Source organism: Stenotrophomonas sp. 610A2 (genome assembly GCF_030549615.1).
GTDB lineage: Bacteria > Pseudomonadota > Gammaproteobacteria > Xanthomonadales > Xanthomonadaceae > Stenotrophomonas > Stenotrophomonas pigmentata.
Genome location: NZ_CP130832.1, coordinates 1,370,454 through 1,392,844, shown reverse-complemented (window position 1 = coordinate 1,392,844; position 22,391 = coordinate 1,370,454). Strand labels below are relative to the sequence as shown.

General features: G+C 65.3%; 19 protein-coding genes. 17 read left to right on the top strand and 2 right to left on the bottom strand.

What is annotated here, in order from left to right; genetic code table 11:
* Nucleotides 1-16: 16 nt before the first annotated feature.
* From Q5Z11_RS06305 to Q5Z11_RS06235, 15 genes are all read left to right on the top strand, one after another.
* Nucleotides 17-2,719: a TonB-dependent receptor gene (locus tag Q5Z11_RS06305; RefSeq protein ID WP_303749189.1), complete on the top strand. Its 2,703-nt coding sequence runs from the start codon at nucleotides 17-19 to the stop codon at nucleotides 2,717-2,719.
* Between the two features lie 10 nt (nucleotides 2,720-2,729).
* Nucleotides 2,730-3,323: a biliverdin-producing heme oxygenase gene (locus Q5Z11_RS06300; RefSeq protein ID WP_303749188.1), complete on the top strand. Its 594-nt coding sequence runs from the start codon at nucleotides 2,730-2,732 to the stop codon at nucleotides 3,321-3,323.
* A gap of 31 nt (nucleotides 3,324-3,354) precedes the next feature.
* Nucleotides 3,355-4,452, top strand: a complete 1,098-nt coding sequence (locus tag Q5Z11_RS06295) for a TonB family protein (protein ID WP_303749187.1) — start codon at nucleotides 3,355-3,357, stop codon at nucleotides 4,450-4,452.
* A 438-nt stretch (nucleotides 4,453-4,890) separates the two neighbouring features.
* Nucleotides 4,891-5,427 carry a GNAT family N-acetyltransferase gene (locus tag Q5Z11_RS06290; RefSeq protein WP_303749186.1) on the top strand — a complete coding sequence of 179 codons (537 nt, stop codon included), beginning with the start codon at nucleotides 4,891-4,893 and terminating at the stop codon, nucleotides 5,425-5,427.
* Nucleotides 5,424-5,756: a non-heme iron oxygenase ferredoxin subunit gene (locus Q5Z11_RS06285; RefSeq protein ID WP_303749185.1), complete on the top strand. Its 333-nt coding sequence runs from the start codon at nucleotides 5,424-5,426 to the stop codon at nucleotides 5,754-5,756. The genes Q5Z11_RS06290 and Q5Z11_RS06285 overlap by 4 nt, the downstream gene beginning before the upstream one ends.
* A gap of 271 nt (nucleotides 5,757-6,027) precedes the next feature.
* Nucleotides 6,028-6,459 (top strand): hypothetical protein, encoded by a 432-nt coding sequence (locus Q5Z11_RS06280; protein ID WP_303749184.1) that lies wholly within the window; start codon nucleotides 6,028-6,030, stop codon nucleotides 6,457-6,459.
* 161 nt (nucleotides 6,460-6,620) lie between these two features.
* Complete coding sequence (locus Q5Z11_RS06275; protein WP_303749183.1) at nucleotides 6,621-8,924, top strand: catecholate siderophore receptor Fiu; 2,304 nt, start codon at nucleotides 6,621-6,623, stop codon at nucleotides 8,922-8,924.
* Nucleotides 8,925-8,977: 53 nt separating this feature from the next.
* Entirely contained in the window at nucleotides 8,978-9,664 is a 687-nt protein-coding gene (locus tag Q5Z11_RS06270) for a Fe2+-dependent dioxygenase (protein WP_303749182.1), read from the top strand.
* A 289-nt stretch (nucleotides 9,665-9,953) separates the two neighbouring features.
* Entirely contained in the window at nucleotides 9,954-10,367 is a 414-nt protein-coding gene (locus tag Q5Z11_RS06265; protein ID WP_303749181.1) for a hypothetical protein, read from the top strand.
* A gap of 118 nt (nucleotides 10,368-10,485) precedes the next feature.
* Nucleotides 10,486-12,900, top strand: coding sequence for a TonB-dependent receptor domain-containing protein (locus Q5Z11_RS06260; protein WP_303749180.1), 2,415 nt, complete (start codon nucleotides 10,486-10,488; stop codon nucleotides 12,898-12,900).
* A gap of 199 nt (nucleotides 12,901-13,099) precedes the next feature.
* A complete protein-coding gene (locus Q5Z11_RS06255) occupies nucleotides 13,100-13,744 on the top strand; it encodes a PepSY-associated TM helix domain-containing protein (RefSeq protein WP_282272918.1) in 645 nt (214 codons plus the stop codon).
* Between the two features lie 25 nt (nucleotides 13,745-13,769).
* A complete protein-coding gene (locus tag Q5Z11_RS06250) occupies nucleotides 13,770-14,291 on the top strand; it encodes a DUF2271 domain-containing protein (protein ID WP_282272916.1) in 522 nt (173 codons plus the stop codon).
* A gap of 25 nt (nucleotides 14,292-14,316) precedes the next feature.
* Nucleotides 14,317-15,123 (top strand): DUF4198 domain-containing protein, encoded by an 807-nt coding sequence (locus Q5Z11_RS06245; RefSeq protein ID WP_282272914.1) that lies wholly within the window; start codon nucleotides 14,317-14,319, stop codon nucleotides 15,121-15,123.
* Nucleotides 15,124-15,303: 180 nt separating this feature from the next.
* Complete coding sequence (locus Q5Z11_RS06240; protein WP_303749179.1) at nucleotides 15,304-16,278, top strand: FAD:protein FMN transferase; 975 nt, start codon at nucleotides 15,304-15,306, stop codon at nucleotides 16,276-16,278.
* Nucleotides 16,275-17,885: a sulfite reductase subunit alpha gene (locus tag Q5Z11_RS06235; protein WP_303749178.1), complete on the top strand. Its 1,611-nt coding sequence runs from the start codon at nucleotides 16,275-16,277 to the stop codon at nucleotides 17,883-17,885. The genes Q5Z11_RS06240 and Q5Z11_RS06235 overlap by 4 nt, the downstream gene beginning before the upstream one ends.
* A gap of 125 nt (nucleotides 17,886-18,010) precedes the next feature.
* On the opposite strand, the gene Q5Z11_RS06230 is transcribed toward Q5Z11_RS06235, so the two are convergent.
* Together Q5Z11_RS06230 and Q5Z11_RS06225 are read right to left on the bottom strand one after the other, a co-directional pair.
* Nucleotides 18,011-18,607 (bottom strand): HutD/Ves family protein, encoded by a 597-nt coding sequence (locus Q5Z11_RS06230; protein ID WP_303749177.1) that lies wholly within the window; start codon nucleotides 18,605-18,607, stop codon nucleotides 18,011-18,013.
* Nucleotides 18,608-18,756: 149 nt separating this feature from the next.
* On the bottom strand, nucleotides 18,757-20,589 hold the full coding sequence (locus Q5Z11_RS06225; protein ID WP_303749176.1) for a 3-hydroxybutyrate oligomer hydrolase family protein: 1,833 nt from the start codon (nucleotides 20,587-20,589) through the stop codon (nucleotides 18,757-18,759).
* 116 nt (nucleotides 20,590-20,705) lie between these two features.
* Here Q5Z11_RS06225 and Q5Z11_RS06220 point away from each other — a divergent pair, with 116 nt between their 5' ends.
* Together Q5Z11_RS06220 and Q5Z11_RS06215 are read left to right on the top strand one after the other, a co-directional pair.
* Entirely contained in the window at nucleotides 20,706-21,503 is a 798-nt protein-coding gene (locus tag Q5Z11_RS06220; protein ID WP_303749175.1) for a 3-hydroxybutyrate dehydrogenase, read from the top strand.
* Between the two features lie 111 nt (nucleotides 21,504-21,614).
* Complete coding sequence (locus Q5Z11_RS06215) at nucleotides 21,615-22,277, top strand: response regulator transcription factor (RefSeq protein ID WP_303749985.1); 663 nt, start codon at nucleotides 21,615-21,617, stop codon at nucleotides 22,275-22,277.
* Nucleotides 22,278-22,391: the final 114 nt, after the last annotated feature.

Below are 22,391 nucleotides of genomic sequence, written 5' to 3'. Positions count from 1 at the left end.
TTCGGAAGCCGTATCGATGTCCGCCTCCCCCCTGCTTCGCCCTTCCTGCCTTGCCCTGGCCTTGTCGCTGGCCTGCGCCGTTCCGCTGGCCCACGCGCAAACCGCAGCCGCTGATGCGGCAGTGCTCGACTACCAGATCGCCGCCGGCCCGCTAGGCGCCAGCCTCAACCGCATCGCCGCCAGCGCCGGCCGCACCTTGTCGGTGGACCCGGCCCTGCTGCAGGGCAAGCAGGCCAAGGCCGTGAATGGCCAGTACTCGGTCGAACAGGCCGCCGCACAGGCGCTGCAGGGCAGCGGCCTGCAACTGGTCACCACCGCCAGCGGCGCGCTGACCGTCCAGCGCGCGCCGGCCAACGGCGTGGAACGCATCGGCACGCTGCGGGTGCAGGGTGACCAGGGAAACCGAACCCAGCTGGGCGATGACAGCCGCAATTCGGCCGACACGCCTTACACCTCCGCGCAGTCCGGCGCGCACCTGTCGCTGCAGCAGATCGAGCGTTCGCGCGGCACCCAGGCCGGTGACATCTTCAAGAGCGTGGCCGGTGTCATCAACGGCGACAACCGCAACTCCGGTGCGCTCGACCTGAACATCCGCGGCATGCAGGGCTTCAACCGCGTGCCGGTGCTGATCGACGGCAGCCAGCAGCAGGTCACCGTCTACCGCGGCTATGCCGGCGTGGCCGGGCGCAGCTACATCGACCCGGACATGATTGGCGGCATCGACATCCAGAAGGGCCCGACCGGCGGTGCGGAAGGCGTCGGCGCGATCGGCGGCGTGGTCAGCATGCGCACCCTGAACGCCGAGGACATCATCAGCGGCGACAAGGACTGGGGCATCCGCCTGAAAGGCAGCTTCAGCGACAATTCGTCTTCGCCGCCGGCGGCCTTCACCACTGGCGGCCTGCGCAATGGCGGCCGTTTCCTCACCGCCTGTGGTGGCGGCCGCACCTGCACCGTGCAGCAGCTGCCAAGCGAGTTTGCCGATGAGACCGGCATGGATCGCCCTTCCACCGGCACCCCGACCGGCGGCAGCGGCAGCATCGCTGCGGCCAAGCGCTGGGGCGAGTTCGAAGTGCTGGGCGCCTTCGCGCGACGCAAGACCGGCAACTATTTCGCCGGCGAGAACGGCCCGGGCGCGCCTGAGCCGCACTATGCCATCTCGCGTACCACCGACAGCCGTGGTCGTTGGGTCGAGTACACCACCGTCAGCTTCGAGGGCCTCAACCGCTTCCGTGCCGGCGAAGAAGTGCTCAATACCTCGGTCGACAACCAGTCCTGGCTGCTCAAGGGCACCTGGAAGCCCAGCCCCGACCAGGCGCTGGAACTGGGCCGCATGAAATACCAGAGCCGCTACGGCGAGCTGATGCCGTCGGCCATCCTGCGCGGTGAAGGCGCATTGCAATCGGCGCTCAGCGATGTCGATGCCGACACCTGGACCGCGCGTTACCGCTGGCAGCCGGCCAACGAGCTGATCGACTTCAAGGCCAACGCCTGGCGTACCGCGCTGGACAACACCATCCGCAACGTCTACTCGTTCCCGGCGCTGCCGCCGGAGTACACCTATATCGAGACCACCTACCGCCAGGCCGAGCGCTGGGGTATCGACGCCACCAACACCTCGCGCTTCATCACCGCCTGGGGCGACGTCGCCCTGCAGTACGGTTTCACCCACGGCAAGGAAGACGTGCATCCGATCAGCGCCTCGCAGAGCTTCAGCAGCAACAACGCCAAGCGTGAGGAAAGCAGCCTGTTCGCCAGCGCCGAGTGGGTGCCCACCGATTGGCTGAAGTTCGACGCCGCCATCCGCCACACCCGCTACAAGAGCTATGACCGCGAGATCACCCGCGTGCCATCGCAGAGCCGGCCCATCACCTATACCGACGTCCACCTGCAGAACAAGGCCAGCGGCAATGCACCGATCGCGGCGATCACCTTCACCCCGTTCGAGGGCGTGCAGGTCTATGCCCGCTATGCCGAAGCGCTGCGCATGCCCGGCCTGTTCGAGACCAGCTCCGGCCCGGTCCCCAGCACGTTTGCAATGGACCTGCGTCCGGAGCGCGCCAAGAACCGCGAGTACGGCATCAACCTGCTGCGTGATGGTCTGTTCGCCGAAGGCGACCAGGCACGCCTGAAGCTGGCCTACTTCGACAACCACGTAAAGGATTACCTGACCCGCACCACCGTGCAGCTGGACGGCTGGGTGTCGTCGCCGGTGATCGAGAATATCGACAACGCCGACTTCAAGGGCTACGAGATCACCGCCGAATACCGCACGCCGCGCTTCTTCAGTGAGCTGTCCGGCAGCTATTACACCTACACCAACTTCTGCCACAGCGACCGCGCCTATCCGACCAAGTCAGAACCCTGCCATCCGGGCGGCGTCACCGACAGCTATGCCAGCAACCACGTCCCGCCGCGCGCCTCCGGTGCGCTGACGCTGGGCACCCATCAGCTGGACCAGCGGCTGACCGCCGGTGGCCGGGTCAGCTACACCGGCAACCGCCCGACCCTGCCACGCGCCAGCAGCATCATCCCGGTGGTCGATTGGGGTTCCTACGTACTGGTCGACCTGTTCGCCAACTACCGCATCAACGAGCACGTCGCGCTCGACCTGAGCGTGGACAACCTCACCGACCGTTACTACATGGACGCGATGACGCTGGGCCTGATGGCCTCGCCGGGTCGCACCGTGCGCATGGGCTTCACCGTCAACTTCTGAGGAACCGCATATGTCCGCTTCCCCAATGCTGCTGGAACTCAGCCGCAGCCAACGCTTGAAGGCCGCCACCCACGGTACCCACGAGCGGCTGGACCAACGCATCATGCGCGGCGAACCCTTCGCATCGCTTGAGAACTACCGGCGCTTCCTGCGCGTGCAGTACCGCTTCCACCGTGACCTGGCGGTGTTGTATTCGCTGCCGGCACTGCAGGGCTTGTTACCGGACCTGGCCGAACGCCAGCGCCTGCAGGAACTGCAGCAGGACCTGCTCGACCTGGGTGAAACACTGCCCGCCGATGACAATGCAGCCTTGAGCAGCGACATCGACCCGGCCACCGCACTGGGTTGGCTGTACGTGGTCGAAGGCTCCAACCTCGGCGCTGCCATCCTGTTCAAGCTGGCGGCGAAGATCGGCCTGGATGCCAATCATGGCGCGCGCCACCTGGCCGGTCACCCTGACGGGCGCGCGCGTCATTTGCGGCGTTTCACCGAGGCGCTGGACGGCAACGCGCTGGATGCCGAGCAGGAACAACGTCTGGTGGCTGGTGCCACTGCCGCGTTCCAACGCGTGCATGGCTACGTCGAGCAGGGTTTTGCCGACTGAGATGGAGGCAACGCTGAGCACCGTACCAACCATGCCACGGCGCAATCGCGCCGTGCGCGTGGGCTATCTGTTGCTGGGCATGGTGATGGTGGCCCTGGGCATCATCGGCGCACTGCTGCCGGTGATGCCCACCACCATTTTCATGATTCTGGCCGCCGCCTGTTTTGGCCGTTCCTCGCCGCGCTTCGAACGCTGGCTGCTGCAGCACCCGCAATTCGGCCCACCGTTGCGGCTGTGGCGCGAGCAGGGCGCGATGTCCAAGCGTGCCAAAGCATTTGCCTGCGGCGGCATGACGCTGGGTTTTGCGATGTTCTGGTACTTCGCGCATCCGTCGCTGCTGCTGTGGCTGGCGGTTGCGATCGGCATGGGCGGCTGCGCACTGTATCTGCTGACCCGGCCGCTGCCGCGCGGCGTAGCCGCGGTGCCGTCCCCGCAATCGGAAGAACGCGGCATCCGCTCCGTCGCCGCAACCGTGACCGTGTTGCTGCACATTGGAATGTTCGCGCTGTTGCTGTGGAGCCGCGCGCCAAGCATGGATCCACCGCTGGAGGAGCCCGCCGAACGCACGCAACTGGTGATGCTGCCACCGCGCGCACCGGAGCAGCCGCTGGAAGAGATCGTTGCCCCAACACCTTCCGCTGCTGCCTCGGCGGAGAAGCAAAAACCGGAACCGCCGCGCCCGCTGCCGCCGTCGCCACTGCGCGCCGACGCCAACTGGGTGGTTCCACCGCCCGCGCCGCCGCAACCGGTGCAGCAGGCGCTGGCCCCGCAACAACAGGAAGCTTCGATCGCCGCAGCACCGCTGACCCCACCGCTGCCGCCCGGGCCAAGCGCGGCAAACCCCGGCAAGGACAGCTGGGAAGGCCGGGTCATGGCCAAGCTGGAGCGCCATCGCCGCTATCCGAATGCCGCCCGCGCGCGCCGTGAACAAGGCGTCGCCCACGTCCGCGTCAGCCTTGCACGCGATGGCTCGGTGCTGTCGTTGGCACTGGAGCAATCCTCCGGCTCGGCGATGCTCGACCAGGCCGCACTGGATACCTTCCGCCGCGCGGCGCCATTGCCGGCGGTGCCGGAAGCACGCAAAGCACCGCTGGAGCTGTCATTCCCGGTCGAGTTCTTCATGCGTTGAGCGCAAGGCAAACGCTTCACCTGTAGTGCCGAGCCATGCTCGGCAAGGGCTTCACCTGTAGTGCCGAGCCATGCTCGGCAAGGGCTTCACCTGTAGTGCCGAGCCATGCTCGGCAAGGGCTTCACCTGTAGTGCCGAGCCATGCTCGGCAAGGGCTTCACCTGTAGTGCCGAGCCATGCTCGGCAAGGGCTTCACCTGTAGTGCCGAGCCATGCTCGGCAAGGGCTTCACCTGTAGTGCCGAGCCATGCTCGGCAAGGGCTTCACCGGTAACGCCCCAGCCGAGCATGGCTCGGCTCTACAGCCGCGACGCCACTGCTGCATCACGCTGCCAAGAGCTCCCCCTCCCCAGCCCTCCCCTTGCCTGCGGCAAAGGGAGGGAGCACAGCCCAGGACTCCTCCCATCGTCCGTTCCGGCTCGCGGCGCTAGAATGCAGCCCATGAACACGCTGACTTTCCGCCCTGCTACCGCCGCCGATATCCCGGCCCTGATCGACCTGGTCACCTCCGCCTACCGTGGCGATGCTTCCCGCGTTGGCTGGACCACCGAAGCCGACCTCCTCGACGGCCAGCGCATCGACGCCGCCGGCATCCAGGGCGATCTGGACCGCCCGCGCAGCGTGATCCTGCTCGCCGAGCAGGACGGTCAACTCCAGGCCTGCTGCCATGTCGCCGATGAAAACGGCCACGGTTACTTCGGCATGTTCTCGGTCAGCCCCAACGCCCAGGGCGGCGGCATCGGCAAGCAGTTGATGCAGCGCGCCGAACAGCACGCCGCCGAGCAGTGGCAGCTGCCGACCATGCAGATGACGGTGATCGATTGCCGCGATGAACTGATCGCCTTCTACGAACGCCGCGGCTACGTGCGTACCGGCATCAAGAAGCCGTTCCCGTATGGCGATGAGCGCTTCGGCATCCCCAAGCGTGACGACCTGCAGTTCGAGATCCTTGAGAAGCCGCTGGGTGTTGCCGCATGAGCGAGACCTGGACCTTCATCTGTGCCAGCGAGGAACTGCTGCCGGGCGAAATGAAGACCGGCTTCGACGAAGTCACCGGCTCGCCGATTGTGGTGTTCAACCTGGACGGTGAGCTGTATGCGCTGGAAGACCAGTGCACGCACGAGGAGTTCGAGCTGTCCTCCGGCACATTGGACCCGGATGAAGGCAGCATCGAGTGCATCCTGCACGGCGCCCGCTTCGACATCCGCGATGGCCGCGCCCTCTGCGCCCCGGCCTATACGGCGGTGCCCAAGTTCCCGGTCAAGCGCGAACACGGCGGCATCTGGTCGCGCGACGACCGCGACTGAGCTGGTCATCAATGGGGGAACCCTGTCCCAGCGGCCGGGACAGAGCACGGTATCTGGCCCCCGCTCCAGGACAGTCCCATCCCGCATGGCGTGATCCGATCTGGCGGATACCGGGCCGCTGCCGTGGACAGCCAATTCATCCTTCGCGGCCGAACCGTACCCGGAAGATAGCTGAGGTATACCCAGTACCTCAGAATTGAAAACGCAAACAATTCTCAATAAGATGCGCATCTGTCGCGATAACGCGAAATTAACGGTCTGCGCTTTTCCAATGTCCTCCCCATCCACCAAGGCTCAATCGCTGACTGTCGCCGCCGTGCGGCAGCGCCTGCCTTGGCTGATGCTGGTGTTTGGCATGTTGCTGGTCTGGGCCGTGGCGTTCCAGGCCAAGGCGGTGGTCACGGCCCCGCTGGCAGTGGAAGCGTTCGACCAGGTTCTGGCTTCACCTGAACCCGGTCATCCGCAGCATCCGCTGGAGATGGCCGCCATCAGCGAAACCGGCGGCGAATCCTCCCGTCTGACCCGGCCGCGGCCGGCAGCGATGCTGTCCAGCCCGGTTCCGCTCGCTCTGTTTACCCCCAGCCGCATCTTCGTGACTGCCGCCAGCGACACGCTGCTGCAGCACGCGGTTGAACGCGCCCAACGCTATCCGTTGGCGCCCTACCTGCTGCTCAATCCCGGCCACGCCCCGCCGCGCGCCTGACCAGCTGACACGGACGCACTCTGCGATCCGTCGTTCTGTTGCTCATCGTTCTACGCCTGCGCCGTGCCGCATGGCTCGCCCCACCGATCCGTTCCCCTGCCTCCGCGCCACCCGGCTGCGGCGGTCGTCTTACTTCTCCCTTTTCACTACCGATCATCACCATGACCCATATCAAAAGCCGCAAGCACAGCAGCACCGCGCCGCGCATCAGCGTCCTGGCATCGACCACCGCCAGCCTGATCACCGGTCTGAGCCTGGCAACCCTGCCAGGCCTGGCCAGCGCCCAGGATGCCAAGACCCTGGACCAGGTCGAGGTGCATGCGATGAACGGCTTCAAGGCCGAGAAGTCCGCCTCCAACAAGTACACCCAGACGCTGCAGAACACCCCGCAGACCATCCAGGTGATCACCAGCGATCTGTTCAACCAGCAGGGCGCCACCACCCTGACCGAAGCACTGCGCAACAGCGCCGGCGTGGGCACCTTCTATGCAGGTGAGAACGGCAACACCAGCACCGGTGACACCATCTACATGCGCGGCTTCGACAGCTCCAGCAGCATCCTGGTCGACGGCATCCGCGACCTGGGCTCGATCTCGCGCGACGTGTTCAACACCGAGCAGGTCGAAGTGCTGAAGGGCCCGGCCGGTACCGATATCGGCCGCACCGCGCCCACCGGCGCGATCAACATGATCAGCAAGCAGGCCAACCTGCGCGATGCGATCGCAGGCAGCCTCACCGCCGGCACCGATGGCCAGCAGCGCGCTACCGCAGACTGGAACCAGACCCTGGGCGCCACCGCTGCGCTGCGCCTGAACGCCATGTGGCAGGACAGCGACGTCGCCGGCCGTGACCACGTCAACAACAAGCGCTGGGGCTTTGCGCCGTCGTTCGGTTTCGGCCTGGGTACCGACACCCGCTACTTCCTCAACCTGCAGTACCTGAAGCAGGACAACATCCCCGACGGCTTCGTGCCGACCATCGGCCTGCCGGGCTGGACCCCGCAGCCGGGCCTGGAGCAGCTGGCCGGCCACCCGGTGAACCCGGAAAACTTCTACGGCACCCGCTACGACCACGATGACGTGACCTCGCAGCAGGCGACCTTCCGCTTCGAACATGATTTCTCCGACACGTTCAAGCTGACCAACACCGCGCGTTGGGGCAAGACCGAGCAGGACTATCTGCTGACGGCATTCATGTCCACCGGCGGTACCACCGCCAACCAGCAGGCCGGCAACATCAAGTGGACAGACATCAATGACCTGTCCACCTACACGATGAATCGCAGCAACCTGACCTACAAGGATCAGGAAAACACGATCCTGACCGACCAGTTGAACCTGCGCATCGACTTCGTCACCGGCCGCGTCCAGCACAACGTCAGCACTGGCGTGGAGTTCACCCAGGAAGAGCAGAAGTCCTGGGGCAAGGCCGGCACCGTTGGCGCTGGCTGGGGCCCGGCAAACCTGTACAACCCGGACTGGAATGCAACCGGCCTGACCACCCGCCGCACCGGCGTCCACACCGACGGCAAGACCACCACGTCCTCGCTGTACGTGTTCGACACCCTGAAGTTCAGCGAGAGCTTCATGCTGACCGCTGGCCTGCGTGCCGATCACTACAAGACCGAGTACAGCAGCTCGGCGCTGTGCACCGCCGCCAACTGCGCCGGTCGTCCGGTCGGCACCCTGATCGCGCTGCCGTCCTTCGATGATTCGGACACCTTGATCAACTGGAAGGTCGGTGCGCTGTACAAGCCCAACGACGCCGTCAGCGTCTACGCGAACTACGCCATTTCGCAGCAGCCTCCGGGCGGCAACAACTTCCAGCTCAACGAAACCGCTGGCAACGTCAACAACATCAACATGGATCCGCAGGAAGCCCGCACCATCGAAGTGGGCACCAAGTGGGCGTTCCTGGATGACGCACTGGCACTGAACGTTGCCCTGTTCCGTACCGAAGTGACCAACGAGATCACCGGCAGCGCTGCCGATGGTTACTTCCAGAACGGCCAGAAGACCGTGGAAGGCATTGAAGTGTCCACCGTCGGCAAGATCACCGACAACTGGTCGGTCTCTGCCGGTTATACCCACATGAACACCCAGGTCGATACCGGCAGCCTGGTGACCGCCGATGGCAGCAACAACCTGACCTACACCCCGGACGATGCCTTCACCGGTTGGACCAGCTACGTGTTCCCGTTCGGCCTGACCATCGGCGGCGGCGTGCGTTACTCCGGCGAAATGCATCGCGGTACCGACGGTGCCAAGGGCACGCCGGCCTTCGTCAAGTCCTACACCGTGTATGACGCCGTGGCGTCCTATGCAGTCAACGACAACCTGGTGCTGCGCTTGAACGCCTACAACCTGTTCGACAAGCAGTACGTCGCCGCGATCAACAAGAGCGGTTACCGCTACACCCCGGGTACCCCGCGTACCTTCATGTTCAGCGCGGACTTCCGCTTCTGATCAGATGGGCGCAGGGGCTTAAACTCCCCTGCGCCCTTTTCGGAAAGACCGCCATGTTGCTGCACATACCCAATGTACTCAGCGCCGAGGAAGTGGCCGGTTTCCGCCGTGCACTGGAAACGGCCGACTGGGCTGATGGCCGCGAGACCGTTGGCCATCAAGGTGCGCAGGTAAAACGCAACCTACAGCTGCCCGATGCCTCACCGCTGAAGGCCGAGCTGGGCCAGCATGTTCTGGCCGCGCTGGAACGCAATCCCCTGTTCTTCGCCGCGGCACTGCCGCTGCGGATCCTGCCGCCACGCTTCAATCGTTACACCGGCGGTGGCGAGTACGGCTTCCACGTCGATGGCTCGGTAATGAGCGTCGGCCACGGCGCACAACGCACGCATATCCGTTCGGACATCTCCTGCACCTTGTTCCTGTGCGAGCCCGAGGATTACGACGGTGGCGAGCTGATCATCAGCGACACCTACGGCGAACACGAAGTGAAGCTGCCGGCCGGTGACCTGGTGGTATATCCGTCCAGCAGCCTGCACAAGGTGCAGCCGGTAACGCGCGGCGCGCGCTTGGCCTCGTTCGTCTGGGTGCAGAGCATGGTCCGCGACGATGCGCACCGGCGCCTGCTGTGGGAAATGGATACCTCCATCCAGCAGCTGACCATGGATTGCCCGCAGCACCCGTCCTTGGTCAGCCTGACCGGGATCTATCACAACCTGCTGCGGCAATGGGCTGAGACCTGAGCGACCTAGCCCCGATCTGAACGCGCAGCGGTAGCAAGGCCGTAGCCCGGGTAAGCACAGCGCACCCGGGGCGCTTGGCGGAAGCCTGAAAGACCGGAGAATCCGTGCTCCCGGGTGCGCTGCGCTTACCCGGGCTACGGAACCACGCCTATGGAAGCGCTTGTCGTACGGCGATTGACATTCGTCATGTTGATAGCAATTCTCATTTGCAAAAGTTAACGAATCGTATCTACAATGCCGCACCGCGAACGCCGGCCCCTGTCGCCGCGTCCGCAATCCGGGGATACGAATGCAGCAATCACAGCGCCAGCACGCACAGAACAACGCCGTTTCCGGCGCTGTCAGCCTGCGTCCGCTGGCTTTGTGCTTGCTGTTGCTGTTGTCGCTGCTGGCTGGCTTGTGCCAGAACGGCATCCAGTTTTCCCGGCTCGGCCTGGCCCAGAACGGCCACGCGTCGGCGCCGGCGGAAGAACGTCAGGGCGGCGAACGCCACCTGGAAGAAGAAAGCCCGGCCAAGCTGCGCCGGGTAGCGCAGCTGCGCGCACCGCGCGCCGCCCTGCCCCTGCCAAGCGTCGAGCAGCTGCTGTCCGCAGCGGACGCCTTCAGCCCCATCCGCACGGTCATTCCGGCCTCCGAGCCGGTCATTGCCCATGCGCTGGCCAGCCCGCGCCAACAGCGTGGGCAGGCGCCACCGCTGAGCTGAAGCTCCGCGCGTAGTCGTTTCCGCTTCACCCCTCTCTTTTTCCCAGCTCGTCCCTGCACGCGTGCGCGCCTGCGGTGTTGACGGCTGCAACCCGTATTTCCTTGACCGAGGTATTCCCATGGCCCTGCGCCAGCGTCACCGTGTGTCCGTTTCCCGCCACCTGCTCAGCCTCGCCGTGCTCGGCGCCATCAGCGCCAGCGCCCATGCCAACGATGCGCCGACCACGCTGGACAAGGTCGTCGTCACCGCCAGCGGCTTCGAACAGAAGATCACCGATGCACCGGCCAGCATCTCGGTCATCACCCAGGAAGAACTGGCCAAGCGCCCGTACATCACCCTGCTTGATGCAGTGCGTGACCTGGAAGGCGTGGACGTGGGCGAGACCCGCGACAAGACCGGCCAGGGCAGCATCTCGATGCGCGGCATGGGCTCGGACTACACCCTGATCCTGATCAACGGCCGTCGCCAGAACAACCACGGCGACATCTACCCGAACAACTTCGGCGGCAACCAGTTCAACCACATCCCGCCGCTGGATGCGATCGAGCGCATCGAAGTGATCCGCGGCCCCGCCTCCACCCTGTACGGCGCCGATGCGATGGGCGGCGTGATCAACGTCATCACCAAGCGCACCCTGGACAGCTGGCACGGCTCGGCCACCCTGGCCCGCAGCTTCGAGACCGATGACCAGTTCGGCGACGACCGTACCGCCGACCTGTTCGTCACCGGCCCGCTGCTGCCGGGCAAGCTCAACCTCAGCGCGCGCGCCAGCTGGTATGACCGCGATGCCTCCAACCCGGTTTATTCGTCGGTGACCGATCCGGCCGGCAACCAGCACAACCGTGCACTGGGCTTTGGTGCCGGCGGCAAGACCGTGGACAACACCAACAAGGCCGGCGGCATCACTCTGGCGTGGACCCCGACCGAGGCGCAGATCATCACCCTGGACTACGACACCTCGCGCCAGGAATACGACAACTCGATCAAGATCAACGATGCCGGCGAAGAGGAATACCCGGTCGGCACCGTCGACAGCATCAGCAGCATCTTCACCGCCGGCAACTTCTGCCTGGGCGCCGCCGGCGCCAACGCAAACGCATGCCGCAACAACGGCGGCACCTGGTCGCGCCGCGCCAACCCGCGCGCCGGTTACGGCCCCACCCAGGAATTCACCCGCGACGCCTGGGCACTGACCCACGAAGGCAAGTGGGGCTTTGGCAACAGCTTCGTCTCGCTGGCGCATGTGGCCACCAACAACGAAGGCCGCACCATGCCGTTCACCGTGGCCGAGCGTGAGCACCTGCTGCAGATGATCGACGGCACCGGCCCTTATGCCGGCATGAGCTTGGCCGACCGCCGCGCACGGGCCGCTTCCACCTTCCTGCCGCGCCCCAAGCGTGTACTGGAAAGTGCGCAGTACACCTTCGATGCCAAGGTCGACATGCCGTTCCAGGCAGCCGGTGAGCACATCGCCGTGTTCGGCACCCAGATCATCCGCGGCGAGCTGACCGACGGCGTGTTCGGCACCGAAGTGGGTGACCCGGGCCGCAAGCAGGAGCACAACATGTACTCGCTGTTCGCCGAAGACACCTGGACCGTGATCGAGCCGCTGGCCATCACCTACGGCCTGCGCTTCGACGACCATGAAGTGTTCGGCGACCACCTGAGCCCGCGCCTGTACGGCGTGTACACCGTCAACCCGCAGTGGACGGTCAAGGGCGGTGTCAGCACCGGCTTCAAGACCCCCAAGACCACCCAGCTGTATGACGGCGTCACCGGTTTTGGCGGCCAGGGCACCTCGCCGATGTTCGGCAACCCGAACCTGAAGCCGGAAACCAGCACCAGCACCGAGCTGGCGGTGTACTGGCAGCATCCGGATGGCCACAACTTCAACGCCACCCTGTTCCACAACAAGTTCGACGACAAGATCTCCACCCAGCCCTGCGGCACTGGCCTGTCGTTGGTCTGCACCAGCACCGGCGAGTACGCCGATCTGGGCTATGCGACCAGCACCAAGACGGTGAACATCGATGAAGTGGTGATCCAGGGTGCGGAAGTTGCCGGCCGCTGGGAGATCAGCGACCGCTTCGGCCTGCGTGCCAACTACACCTATACCGACAGCGAGCAGAAGAGCGGTGCCGACAAGGGCCGTCCGCTGGGCCTGAGCGCCAAGCACATGGCCAATGCCACCTTCGACTGGCAGGTAAGCGACCGCTTCAACCTGTTCGTGACCAGCGAAGCACGCTCCAAGCGCTACCGCGGCGTCAGTGCGATCACCGGCCAGGAGCTGTACTACAAGGACTACACCGTGTTCCATCTCGGTGCCTCGTTCCAGGCCACCCAGTGGATGAAGATCAACGCCCGCATCAACAACCTGCTGGACCGCGACTTCACCACCTACCAGACCGTGTTCAACGATCTGGACGGCAGCGGCATCTACGGCGACGCCACCAACGAAGTGCTGTTCGAGGACGATTACAACAACAAGGACAAGGCACGCAGCTTCTGGCTGAGCGTGAACCTGAGCTTCTAAGCACGGCGCTCCCTCCCTTGTGCGCAGCACAGGGGAGGGGTTCCCCGTGTCAACGCCGCACATCCTCAAGCGTTACCAGCACAAGCAGAACCGCCCCCTCCCCTTGCCCACGGCAAAGGGAGGGGGCGACGCATCTTCACAAATTGCGAATCATTCTCATTAGTGCTCTAATCGTCGTCCTTTCATAATCCCGATTCCCGTGTCCGCAGACCGCAGCACCGCCACCACCGTGCAACAACAGGCCAGCCGTGGTTTCTGGTTGCGCACCTTGCATCAGTGGCACTGGATCAGCTCGGCGGTCTGCCTGATCGGCATGCTGTTGTTCTCCCTGACCGGCATCACCTTGAACCACGCGTCCAAGATCGAAGCCAAGCCACAGGTGCAGAACCAGCAACTCGAACTCCCTGCCCCGGTGCTCAAGGCCCTGGGTGATCGCGAAGATGGCAATGCGCCGCTGCCAGCGCGCGTCGCCGACTGGTTGTCCAATCGTCTGGAAGTGTCCATCGGCAGCCGCGAGGCCGAGTGGTCGCCGGAAGAAATCTATCTGTCCATGCCCGGCCCCGGCAGTGATGCCTGGCTGAGCATCGACCGCGAAACCGGCGCGGTGGAGTTCGAGAAGACTCGCCGCGGCTGGGTTTCCTATTTCAATGACCTGCACAAGGGCCGCAATGCCGGCCCGGGCTGGGGCTGGTTCCTCGACGTGTTCGCGGTGGCCTGCCTGGTGTTCTGCATCACCGGTCTATTCCTGTTGCATCTGCATGCGCGGCAGCGGCGCATGACCTGGCCGCTGGTCGGCCTGGGCCTGCTGATCCCGCTGTTGATCGCCCTGCTTCTCATCCATTGACCGTCATCCTTCCCGGAGTCGCACCATGCGCGTCACCCTGACCATCGCCCTGAGCGGTTTGATTGCCACCGCTCCTGCCGCCTACGCCGCCAGCCTCGACGTCAACGTCGAAGTGCCCAAGCTCAACGTGGCCGAATACCACCGCCCCTATGTCGCGGTGTGGATCGAAGGTGCCGACCAGCAGGTCGCCGCCAACCTGTCGGTCTGGTACCAGCTCCGCGACACCGCCGAAGGCCACGGCACCAAGTGGCTGCCGGACCTGCGCCAGTGGTGGCGCAAGAGCGGCCGCACCCTGCAGGTGCCGGTCGATGGCGTCACTGGCCCGACCCGTCCGGTCGGCAAGCACCAGCTCAGCTTCAGCGACCGCCAGCCGCAGCTGCGCGCCCTGCCCGCCGGCCAGTACTCGCTGGTGGTGGAAGCCGCGCGCGAAGTCGGTGGCCGCGAACTGGTCAAGATTCCCTTCACCTGGCCGGCCCGTGCCGCGCAGAACGGCAGTGCCCAAGGCACCTCCGAACTCGGCGCCGTCACCCTTGCCGTCAAGCCCTGATCCCCATTACCAACGGAGCCAACCGATGAAGCGTTCCCTCCTGCTTGCTGCCACCATCGCCGCCGTGCTGCCCTTCTCCGCCGCCGCCCACAAGGCCTGGCTGCAGCCGTCGCAGACCGTGATTGCCGGTACCAACCCGTGGATCACCGTGGACGCCGCCGTGTCCAACGACCTGTTCTACTTCAACCATGTGCCGCTGCGCCTGGACAACCTGGTGATCACCGCACCGGACGGCAGCACCGTGCAGCCGCAGAATGCCGCCACCGGCAAGTACCGCAGCGTCTTCGACGTCGAACTGACCCAGCAGGGCACCTACCGCCTGGCCACCGTCAATGCCGGCCTGTCGGCCAACTGGCAGGAAGACGGCAAGCCCAAGCGCTGGCGCGGTAACGCTGCCACCTTCGCCACCGAAGTACCGAAGGACGCCAAGGACCTGAAGGTCTCCGAGACCGCCGGCCGCATTGAAACCTTCGTCACCAACGGCAAGCCGAACGACACCGCGTTGCAGCCGACCGGCAAGGGCATGGAACTGGTTGCCTTGGGCCACCCGAACGACCTGTTCGCCGGCGAGCAGGCCAAGTTCAAGCTGCTGGTCGATGGCAAGCCGCACGCTGGCCTGGAAGTCGAGATCACCCGTGGCGGCACCCGTTACCGCAACGCCCAGGAAGAGATCAAGGTCACCACCGACGCCAACGGCGAGTTCTCGGTGACCTGGCCGCAGGCTGGCATGTACTGGCTGGAAACCGGCACCGAGGACAACAAGACCTCGATCCCGCAGGCCGCCGTCCGCCGCCTGAGCTACGTAGGCACGCTGGAAGTGCTGCCGCAGTAAGGCTGTTGCTCAAAGCCCCTCTCCCGCCCGCGGGAGAGGGGTTGGGGTGAGGGCAAGGCCGGAGTCGAACTCTTGAAGTTCGCAGTTGGCCGAGAGAGGCAAAAGCTCCCCTCATCCGCCCCTTCGGGGCACCTTCTCCCGCTCGCGGGAGAAGGGACAACGTCTAGCCGATCATTTTCGATGTCCTCCAACTCCGACATCGCCGCCCTTGGCGGCCACACCATGGGCACCAGCTGGAGCGTCAAGCTGGTGGCTGCACGCAGCCGTGACCTGCACCCGTTGCATGCCGGCATCCAGGCCGAACTGGATCGCGTGGTCGCGCAGATGAGCACCTGGGAAGCCGACTCGGACATCAGCCGCTACAACCGCGCCGGCGCAGACAGCTGGCACGCGCTGCCGGATGATTTCTGGAACGTGCTCAGCAGCGCGCACGATATCGCCGAGCGCAGCGCTGGCGCCTTCGATCCCAGCATCGGTCCCCTGGTCGCGCTGTGGGGCTTTGGCGCCGATGCGGGCGCACAGGTTGTACCTGATCCCGCGCATCTGGCCGAGGTCGCCGCTCGCTGCGGCTGGAACAAACTGCAGTTGGATCCACAGACACAAAGCGCGCTGCAACCCGGCGGACTGCAACTGGACCTGTCCGCCATCGCCAAGGGCTACGGCGTGGATCTGGTCAGTGCCTGGCTACGCCGTATCGGCATCACCGCCGCGCTGGTCGAAGTCGGTGGCGAACTGCATGGCTACGGTTTGAAACCCGACGGCCAGCCCTGGCGCGTGCTGGTCGAATCCGCACCTGAAGAAGATGCGGGTGCAGAGTACCCGCCGCGTGTGCTGGCGCTCGATGATCTGGCGGTAGCCACTTCCGGCGACCGCTGGCACCAGTTCGAACGCGATGGCGTGTCCTATAGCCACACGCTGGATCCACGCAGCCATGCACCGGTCAGCCGTGCCGCTGCAGCGGTCACGGTGATCGCGCGTGACGCCATGCACGCCGATGCCTGGGCAACCGCACTCACCGTGATGGGCGCCGATGAAGGCCTGGCCTTCGCCAACCAACATGATCTGGCTGCACGTTTCATCACCCGCGCCGATACTGGGCTTGTGGAAACCATGACCCCCGCCTTCCAGCGTTACCTGGACGCCAGCACGCAATGAACCCCAACCGCTCCACGCGCGCACTGCTCGGCAATCTCGCCGTTGGCCTGGGCCTGCTGCTGATCGCCCTGTTGCTGCTGCGGCTGCATCTGGGCGAGCGCTGGTGGCCGGCTGCTCCACTGGCATCGCAATGGTGGATGGCACTGGCAGCCTTGGCCATCTACGCGGCGGCCTGCTTCGCGCTGTGGTGGTGCACCCGCCAGCGCGACGACGACAGCGGCGACAGCAAGGAACCACCGATCCTGGTGGTGTGGGCCAGCCAGACCGGCTTCGCCCAGCAGCTGGCACAGCGCACCGCCGCGCACCTGCGCGGCGCCGGCCACAAGACCAGATTGCGCGGCATCGACCAGGTCGATGCATCCCTGCTCGCCGGCAGCCGCCAGGCCTTGTTCATCGCCGCAACCACCGGCGAAGGGGATCCGCCGGACCACGCACTCGCCTTCCTCAGCCGGGTGATGCCGCAGCCATTGAAACTGCCGCAGCTGCAGTACGCCGTGCTGGCCTTGGGCGACAAGACCTACGAGCAGTACTGCGCATTCGGCCATCAACTCGATGAGTGGCTGCGCACGCATGGTGCACAGCCACTGTTCGATACGGTGGAAGTGGACAACGCCGATGCCGACGCGCTGCGCCATTGGCAGCAGCTGCTTGGCCAGCTGGGTGGCGAAGCCGCCAACGCAACCGACTGGAGTGCACCGGCCTATCAATCGTGGCTGCTGCGCCAGCGCAACGTGCTTAATCCCGGCAGCGTGGGCGGCAAGGTATTCAACCTGCAACTGCAGCCCGCGGACGGAAAGCTGCCGACCTGGCAGGCTGGCGATATCGCCGAAATCGGCCCACGCCAATCCGCTGATGCGGTGACGCAGTGGCTGCAGGCAAACAGTTTCGACGCTGCAACCGTGCTTGCCGATGGACGTTCACTGCGCGATGCCCTCGCCCAATCCCATCTGCCCGACAGCGTCGACAAGCACGATGTCAACGCACTCGCCGCCAACCTCAAGCCGCTGCCGCACCGCGAGTACTCGATTGCCTCGATGCCGGGCGAAGGCAACCTGCAGCTGATGCTGCGCCGGCAACTGCGCCCGGACGGCACACCCGGCCTCGCCAGCGGCTGGCTCTGCGATTACACCGCTATCGGCGACAGCATTGATCTGCGCCTGCGCAGCAACAGCAACTTCCATCCACCGGGCAATGCCGCACCGCTGATCCTGATCGGCAACGGCACCGGCATCGCCGGCCTGCGTGCGCATCTGCGAGCACGTATCGATGTGGGTGCACGACGCAACTGGTTGTTGTTCGGTGAACGCAACGCCGCCCACGATTTCCATTTCGGTGCAGAGTTGCAGCAGTGGCAGCGCGAAGGTGCGATCGAGCGGCTGGACACGGTTTTCAGCCGCGACAATGGCCAGTTCCACTACGTGCAGGACGCACTGGCCGCGCACAGCGATGTGCTACGGCAATGGCTGGATGATGGCGCAACCATCCTGGTCTGCGGCAGCCTGCAAGGCATGGCCCCGGCGGTGGACAAGGTCATCGTCGATGCGATTGGTGCCGAAGCGCATCAAGCATTGCGCATAGCCGGGCGTTATCGCCGCGACGTGTACTGACCGGAAACCCACCTGTAGTGCCGAGCCATGCTCGGCAGAAGCATTACAAGCAATCCCAAACGTAGTGCCGAGCCGTGCTCGGCAGGGGCTTTCCCGGTAATGCCCATGCCGAGCATGGCTCGGCACTACATTGGCACCGTCGGGGCCACCTTTATCGCCAGCAACTCACCGCCACCGCTGAGCGTGTAGCGCTGCCGCTCGCCCGCCGCCAACCATGCGGTATCGCCCGCGGACATTGCCGGCAACACGCCACCTTCGAACTCGGCCTGCCCTGCCAGCAAATGGATCGCCCACGCCGCCTGCGGCTCGGTGAAAAACAGCATGTTGCCGACCAAGGGCCGATGCAGCAGTTCGGCCTGCAGCGCCTCACGCCGCCACATCAGGTTGAAGTCCTGGGTCACACCATCAATCAGCTCACCCACCAGCTCCGCCTCGCCAGCGAAGCGCAGGCGCTGATATGGCGGTAGCAGGGCCTCGCAGCGGCCATCGGCGAAGCGCAAGCGCAGGCCTTCGCCCTGCAGCAGCACCAGCTCACGTTCGACACCGGGGAATGCGGAGAACGCCGCGTCCTGTTCGATCTCGGCGATGGAAAGGCGTAGCTGCCAGTCACCCTGCTCCGGCAGACGCAGGATTTCGCGCGTCCAGCCCAGACCATTACGCCAGCGCTCGCGCTGATAGAGAGCGGAAGGGATGACGCGGGAAGGTGAGTTCAGTGTGTGCATCGGGCAATGATGCCATCAGCGCGAGGGTGGCTGTCTCTTTTGTAGGAGCGGCGTGAGCCGCGAAGCCACAGATCCAACAGCGCAGAGCAACAACACCCCCCCCAAACCCTCCCCTTTGCTGCGCAAAAGGGAGGGGGCAGAAGCCTTGCTTACTTCGGCATCGCCAGGTTCTCAGCCGTCAGCGGCTTGCCCGCACGCGGCGTGGTCGCAATCACCGCATCGGCCGGCAACGCCGTGCCCTTGTCCAGACGGGCCTGCACGCGATCCAGCGCCTCGTATACATACGGCAACAGCGGCAGGTAACGCGAACCGTAATCCGGCAGGCCGAGGAAACCATCGAAGTGCTGCACGTTCTGCACCTTCCAATAGCTCACTTCACGTCCGGCAGCCTTGGCCGCAGCCGCATACGGCGCGCTGCTGAAAGCCGGCGGAATCAGGCCATCGTCAGCACCGTGCACCACCATCACCGGCAGGCCCTTGCGCGGCAAGCCTGCATGCGTGGCCTGGATGCCCGTCTGCACGCGCTTGGCGTCTTCGCCCTGGCCGTCCCACAGGCCGCGCAGGCACTTCAGGCCGGCGTAGGTCAGGTCCGGCAAGGCGACCTTGCTGTCGAGCAGACCGACCCCGGCGCCCGGCGGTATGCCGCTGCCATCGGAGATCCATGCGGCCCGCTCGATCGACGTCGCGGCGCGGGGCGAGAAGTCAGCATTCTGCGCGGAAAAGTTGAAACCGCAGGGATGCTCGCCCACGCCATAACGGCCGTAAGCCGAGGCATAGGTCGCGGCAATCGCACGCCACAGGTCGAAGCCGGTCGACAGCGCGCCAGCGCGCAGCGATGCGTCCGTCCAGCCCTTGCTCAACATCAGGTCGTAAGCCGACTTCGCCTGTGCAGCTGGCGTTGCACCGCTGATCACGCCTTCGGCCGTCAACGTCGCGCAGCGCACTGCGGCACCGGCCTGCAGCGCAGCCGTCAGCGGCGGCTGCGGCAGGTTGCTCATGTGCAGCTGCGCGCACGGCATCAACAGCGCCGCTTCGGTTGTGTAGTCATACAGCGCACGTGACCCCGGGCCGCTGGAATAGACGCTGGGTTCACCCGCCACCACGGCGTCCAGCCAATCCCCTTCCAACTCGGCCGCACGCAGCACAGCGCCGCCACCGTTGGAGATGCCGACGGCGATGATGCGGGTGTTTTCAAACGTGAAAGGCGCAGCCTGCGGATAGGCTTCTGCCAACGCCAGCAGCGCGAACTCGGCGGCCTGCTTTACGTGGCGGCCCCAATCGGCCTCCGGGTTGTCCTTGGAGTGCGCATGCTTGAATGCAACACCCGACGCATTGATCGGCGCATCCGGTACGAAGGCAAGATCACTGACCTCGCCCAGTGCACCGACCGTGCCGTTGGCACGCACGCCAGCCTGCGCGTTCAGATCGTAATAATCGCTACCCGCGCCCTTGTCGGTATAGACCACGGCACAGCCCTTGGGCAGACCCCAGGCAGCGGCGACCGACACGGCGCCATAGATGCCACGCGAACCAGACGCTGGTGCCACCAGCACGCAGCGCTTGCCGGTATCGAAGTTGTCCGGCACCTGTGCCAGCACGCGATGCGGTTGCTTGGCGCCAGGCAGGCGCGCGAACGCCGAATACTCCCGGCCAGGCACGCTCTGCAGGCTGCCGAACAGTTCGCCGTAGCCACCGCCCGGTGCAAGATCGGCGATACCACGCCAGCTGCCCCACAGCGCCCGGCGGCGCAGCTCATCGACGGTCGGTGCACTGGCGTCGGCGAATGCCGGCGGCGCCATGCTGCGCAGGCCGGCCAGGCCGAGTCCGGCGGTAAGCAGGTCGTCACTGCCGCGGTGTTCGCTGCGGAGTTCGTTGCTGAACATGGAAGGCTCCACGGACTTGGATGCTGGGCCGCTGGCACAGGAGGCCAGGCTCAGTCCGACGAATAGGCCGCAGGCGGCGCGCAGTAGGGATTGGCTCATGGACGCACCCTAACAGAGCACCGCCGCCCGGCTCATCGTACTTAAGTACCACACGCTTTTAGCGCCACGGCTGCTAGGTTTCCACCATCCCCCAAAGCAACAGATCGGAGTTCCCCATGGACCGCTTCCTGCAAGGCCGCACCGCACTGGTGACCGGCAGTACCTCCGGCATCGGCCTGGCCATCGCCCAGGCGCTGGCCAGCGCCGGTGCGCGCGTGGCCATCAATGGCCTCGGCAGCCCCGAGCAGATCGAGGCGGCGCTGAAGAGCGTCACCGACGCAGGCAGCGAGTCGCAGCACTTCGATGCCGACCTGCGCAAGCCAGACCAGATCGCGCACATGCTCGAAGCCGTGCAGGCTTGGGGCAACATCGACATCCTGGTGAACTGCGCCGGCATCCAGCACGCCGCACCGCTGGCCGAACAGCCGCCGCAGAAGTGGGACGACATCATCGCCATCAACCTCAGCGCGGCCTTCCACACCATGCAGCAGGCGTTGCCGGGCATGGCCGAGCGTGGCTACGGCCGCGTGGTCAACATCGCCTCGGTACACGGTCTGGTCGCCTCCAAAAACAAGGCTCCTTATGTGGCCAGCAAGTTCGGCATCGTCGGCCTGAGCAAGGTCGCCGCGTTGGAATATGCCGCTGCCGGCAGCCGTGACAGCGGTGGCGTCACCGTCAACTGCGTGTGCCCGGGCTGGGTAGAAACCCCGCTGATCGAGCCGCAGATCCAGGCACACCGCAACGGCGGCAGCCGCGACGACGGCGTGCGCGCCCTGCTGGAAGAAAAGCAGCCCAGCCTGCGCATGTCGCTGCCGGAAGACATCGGCGCGATGGTGGTGTGGCTGTGCCGCCGCGAGTCACACAACCTGACCGGTGCGGCGATGCCGATGGACGGCGGCTGGACCGCGCAGTAAGTCTGGAAATACAGGAGGAAGCGGGCAATGGCTGAAATCCACGGCATACTGCCCCGGGTGCACGCTGCCGAGCAGCCGGCACCCGCTTCCTTCCAGCCAGTTAGCACCGCCATGCCCAGCCTGTTGATTGCCGATGACCACCCCCTGTTCCGTGCCGCCCTGCGGCAGGCTGCCAGCGAGGCCGTCAGCGATCTATCGGTGCGCGAAGCCGAGTCACTGGAGGGCGTGCTGGCCGCACTGGATGCCGCCCCGGATACCGACCTGATCCTGCTGGACCTGCATATGCCGGGCAATCACGGTTTGGCAGGTCTGGCGGCGATCCGCGCCCAGCATCCTGGCGTAGCGGTGATCGTGGTTTCGGCCAATGATGACCCGCGCGTAGTGCGTCGTGCCCTCGATCACGGCGCCGCCGGTTACCTGCCCAAGAGTTCGGGTTTGAACGAGCTGCGCGAAGCGATCCGCAGCGTGATGGCCTGCGAGCAATGGCTGCCGGCCTCGCTGCGCGCTTCTGTCTCGCGTGCACAGTCTTCCAGCCACGACAGCGAGTTGGCAGCGCGCCTGGCGAGCCTGTCGCCGCAGCAGTTCCGCGTACTGGCGCTGGTCGCCGAAGGCCTGCTCAACAAGCAGATCGCAGACCGTCTGGATGTGCAGGAACGCACGGTCAAGGCGCATCTGTCCGCCATCTTCGAGCGGCTTGGCGTGCGCAACCGCACCCAGGCCAGCGTGGTATTGCGTGAGCTGGAATTGAGCGATCCGGCGCGCCAGGCGCTGTAGCCGACGCTTCTGATTCTTGTGGATTCTTGTGGGAGCGGCGTAAGCCGCGAAGCTGATGGACCTCCCAGCGTCAGCCAAACCAATCCCAGGCATTCCTGATTGCATTTATTTCGG

Bases quoted from the DNA above. Each gene is read 5' to 3' on its own strand.
- Q5Z11_RS06305 (WP_303749189.1), top strand. From the start codon at position 17: ATGTCCGCCTCCCCCCTGCTTCGCCCTTCCTGCCTTGCCCTGGCCTTG.
- Q5Z11_RS06300 (WP_303749188.1), top strand. From the start codon at position 2,730: ATGTCCGCTTCCCCAATGCTGCTGGAACTCAGCCGCAGCCAACGCTTG.
- Q5Z11_RS06295 (WP_303749187.1), top strand. From the start codon at position 3,355: ATGCCACGGCGCAATCGCGCCGTGCGCGTGGGCTATCTGTTGCTGGGC.
- Q5Z11_RS06290 (WP_303749186.1), top strand. From the start codon at position 4,891: ATGAACACGCTGACTTTCCGCCCTGCTACCGCCGCCGATATCCCGGCC.
- Q5Z11_RS06285 (WP_303749185.1), top strand. From the start codon at position 5,424: ATGAGCGAGACCTGGACCTTCATCTGTGCCAGCGAGGAACTGCTGCCG.
- Q5Z11_RS06280 (WP_303749184.1), top strand. From the start codon at position 6,028: ATGTCCTCCCCATCCACCAAGGCTCAATCGCTGACTGTCGCCGCCGTG.
- Q5Z11_RS06275 (WP_303749183.1), top strand. From the start codon at position 6,621: ATGACCCATATCAAAAGCCGCAAGCACAGCAGCACCGCGCCGCGCATC.
- Q5Z11_RS06270 (WP_303749182.1), top strand. From the start codon at position 8,978: ATGTTGCTGCACATACCCAATGTACTCAGCGCCGAGGAAGTGGCCGGT.
- Q5Z11_RS06265 (WP_303749181.1), top strand. From the start codon at position 9,954: ATGCAGCAATCACAGCGCCAGCACGCACAGAACAACGCCGTTTCCGGC.
- Q5Z11_RS06260 (WP_303749180.1), top strand. From the start codon at position 10,486: ATGGCCCTGCGCCAGCGTCACCGTGTGTCCGTTTCCCGCCACCTGCTC.
- Q5Z11_RS06250 (WP_282272916.1), top strand. From the start codon at position 13,770: ATGCGCGTCACCCTGACCATCGCCCTGAGCGGTTTGATTGCCACCGCT.
- Q5Z11_RS06245 (WP_282272914.1), top strand. From the start codon at position 14,317: ATGAAGCGTTCCCTCCTGCTTGCTGCCACCATCGCCGCCGTGCTGCCC.
- Q5Z11_RS06240 (WP_303749179.1), top strand. From the start codon at position 15,304: ATGTCCTCCAACTCCGACATCGCCGCCCTTGGCGGCCACACCATGGGC.
- Q5Z11_RS06235 (WP_303749178.1), top strand. From the start codon at position 16,275: ATGAACCCCAACCGCTCCACGCGCGCACTGCTCGGCAATCTCGCCGTT.
- Q5Z11_RS06230 (WP_303749177.1), bottom strand. From the start codon at position 18,607: ATGCACACACTGAACTCACCTTCCCGCGTCATCCCTTCCGCTCTCTAT.
- Q5Z11_RS06225 (WP_303749176.1), bottom strand. From the start codon at position 20,589: ATGAGCCAATCCCTACTGCGCGCCGCCTGCGGCCTATTCGTCGGACTG.
- Q5Z11_RS06220 (WP_303749175.1), top strand. From the start codon at position 20,706: ATGGACCGCTTCCTGCAAGGCCGCACCGCACTGGTGACCGGCAGTACC.
- Q5Z11_RS06215 (WP_303749985.1), top strand. From the start codon at position 21,615: ATGCCCAGCCTGTTGATTGCCGATGACCACCCCCTGTTCCGTGCCGCC.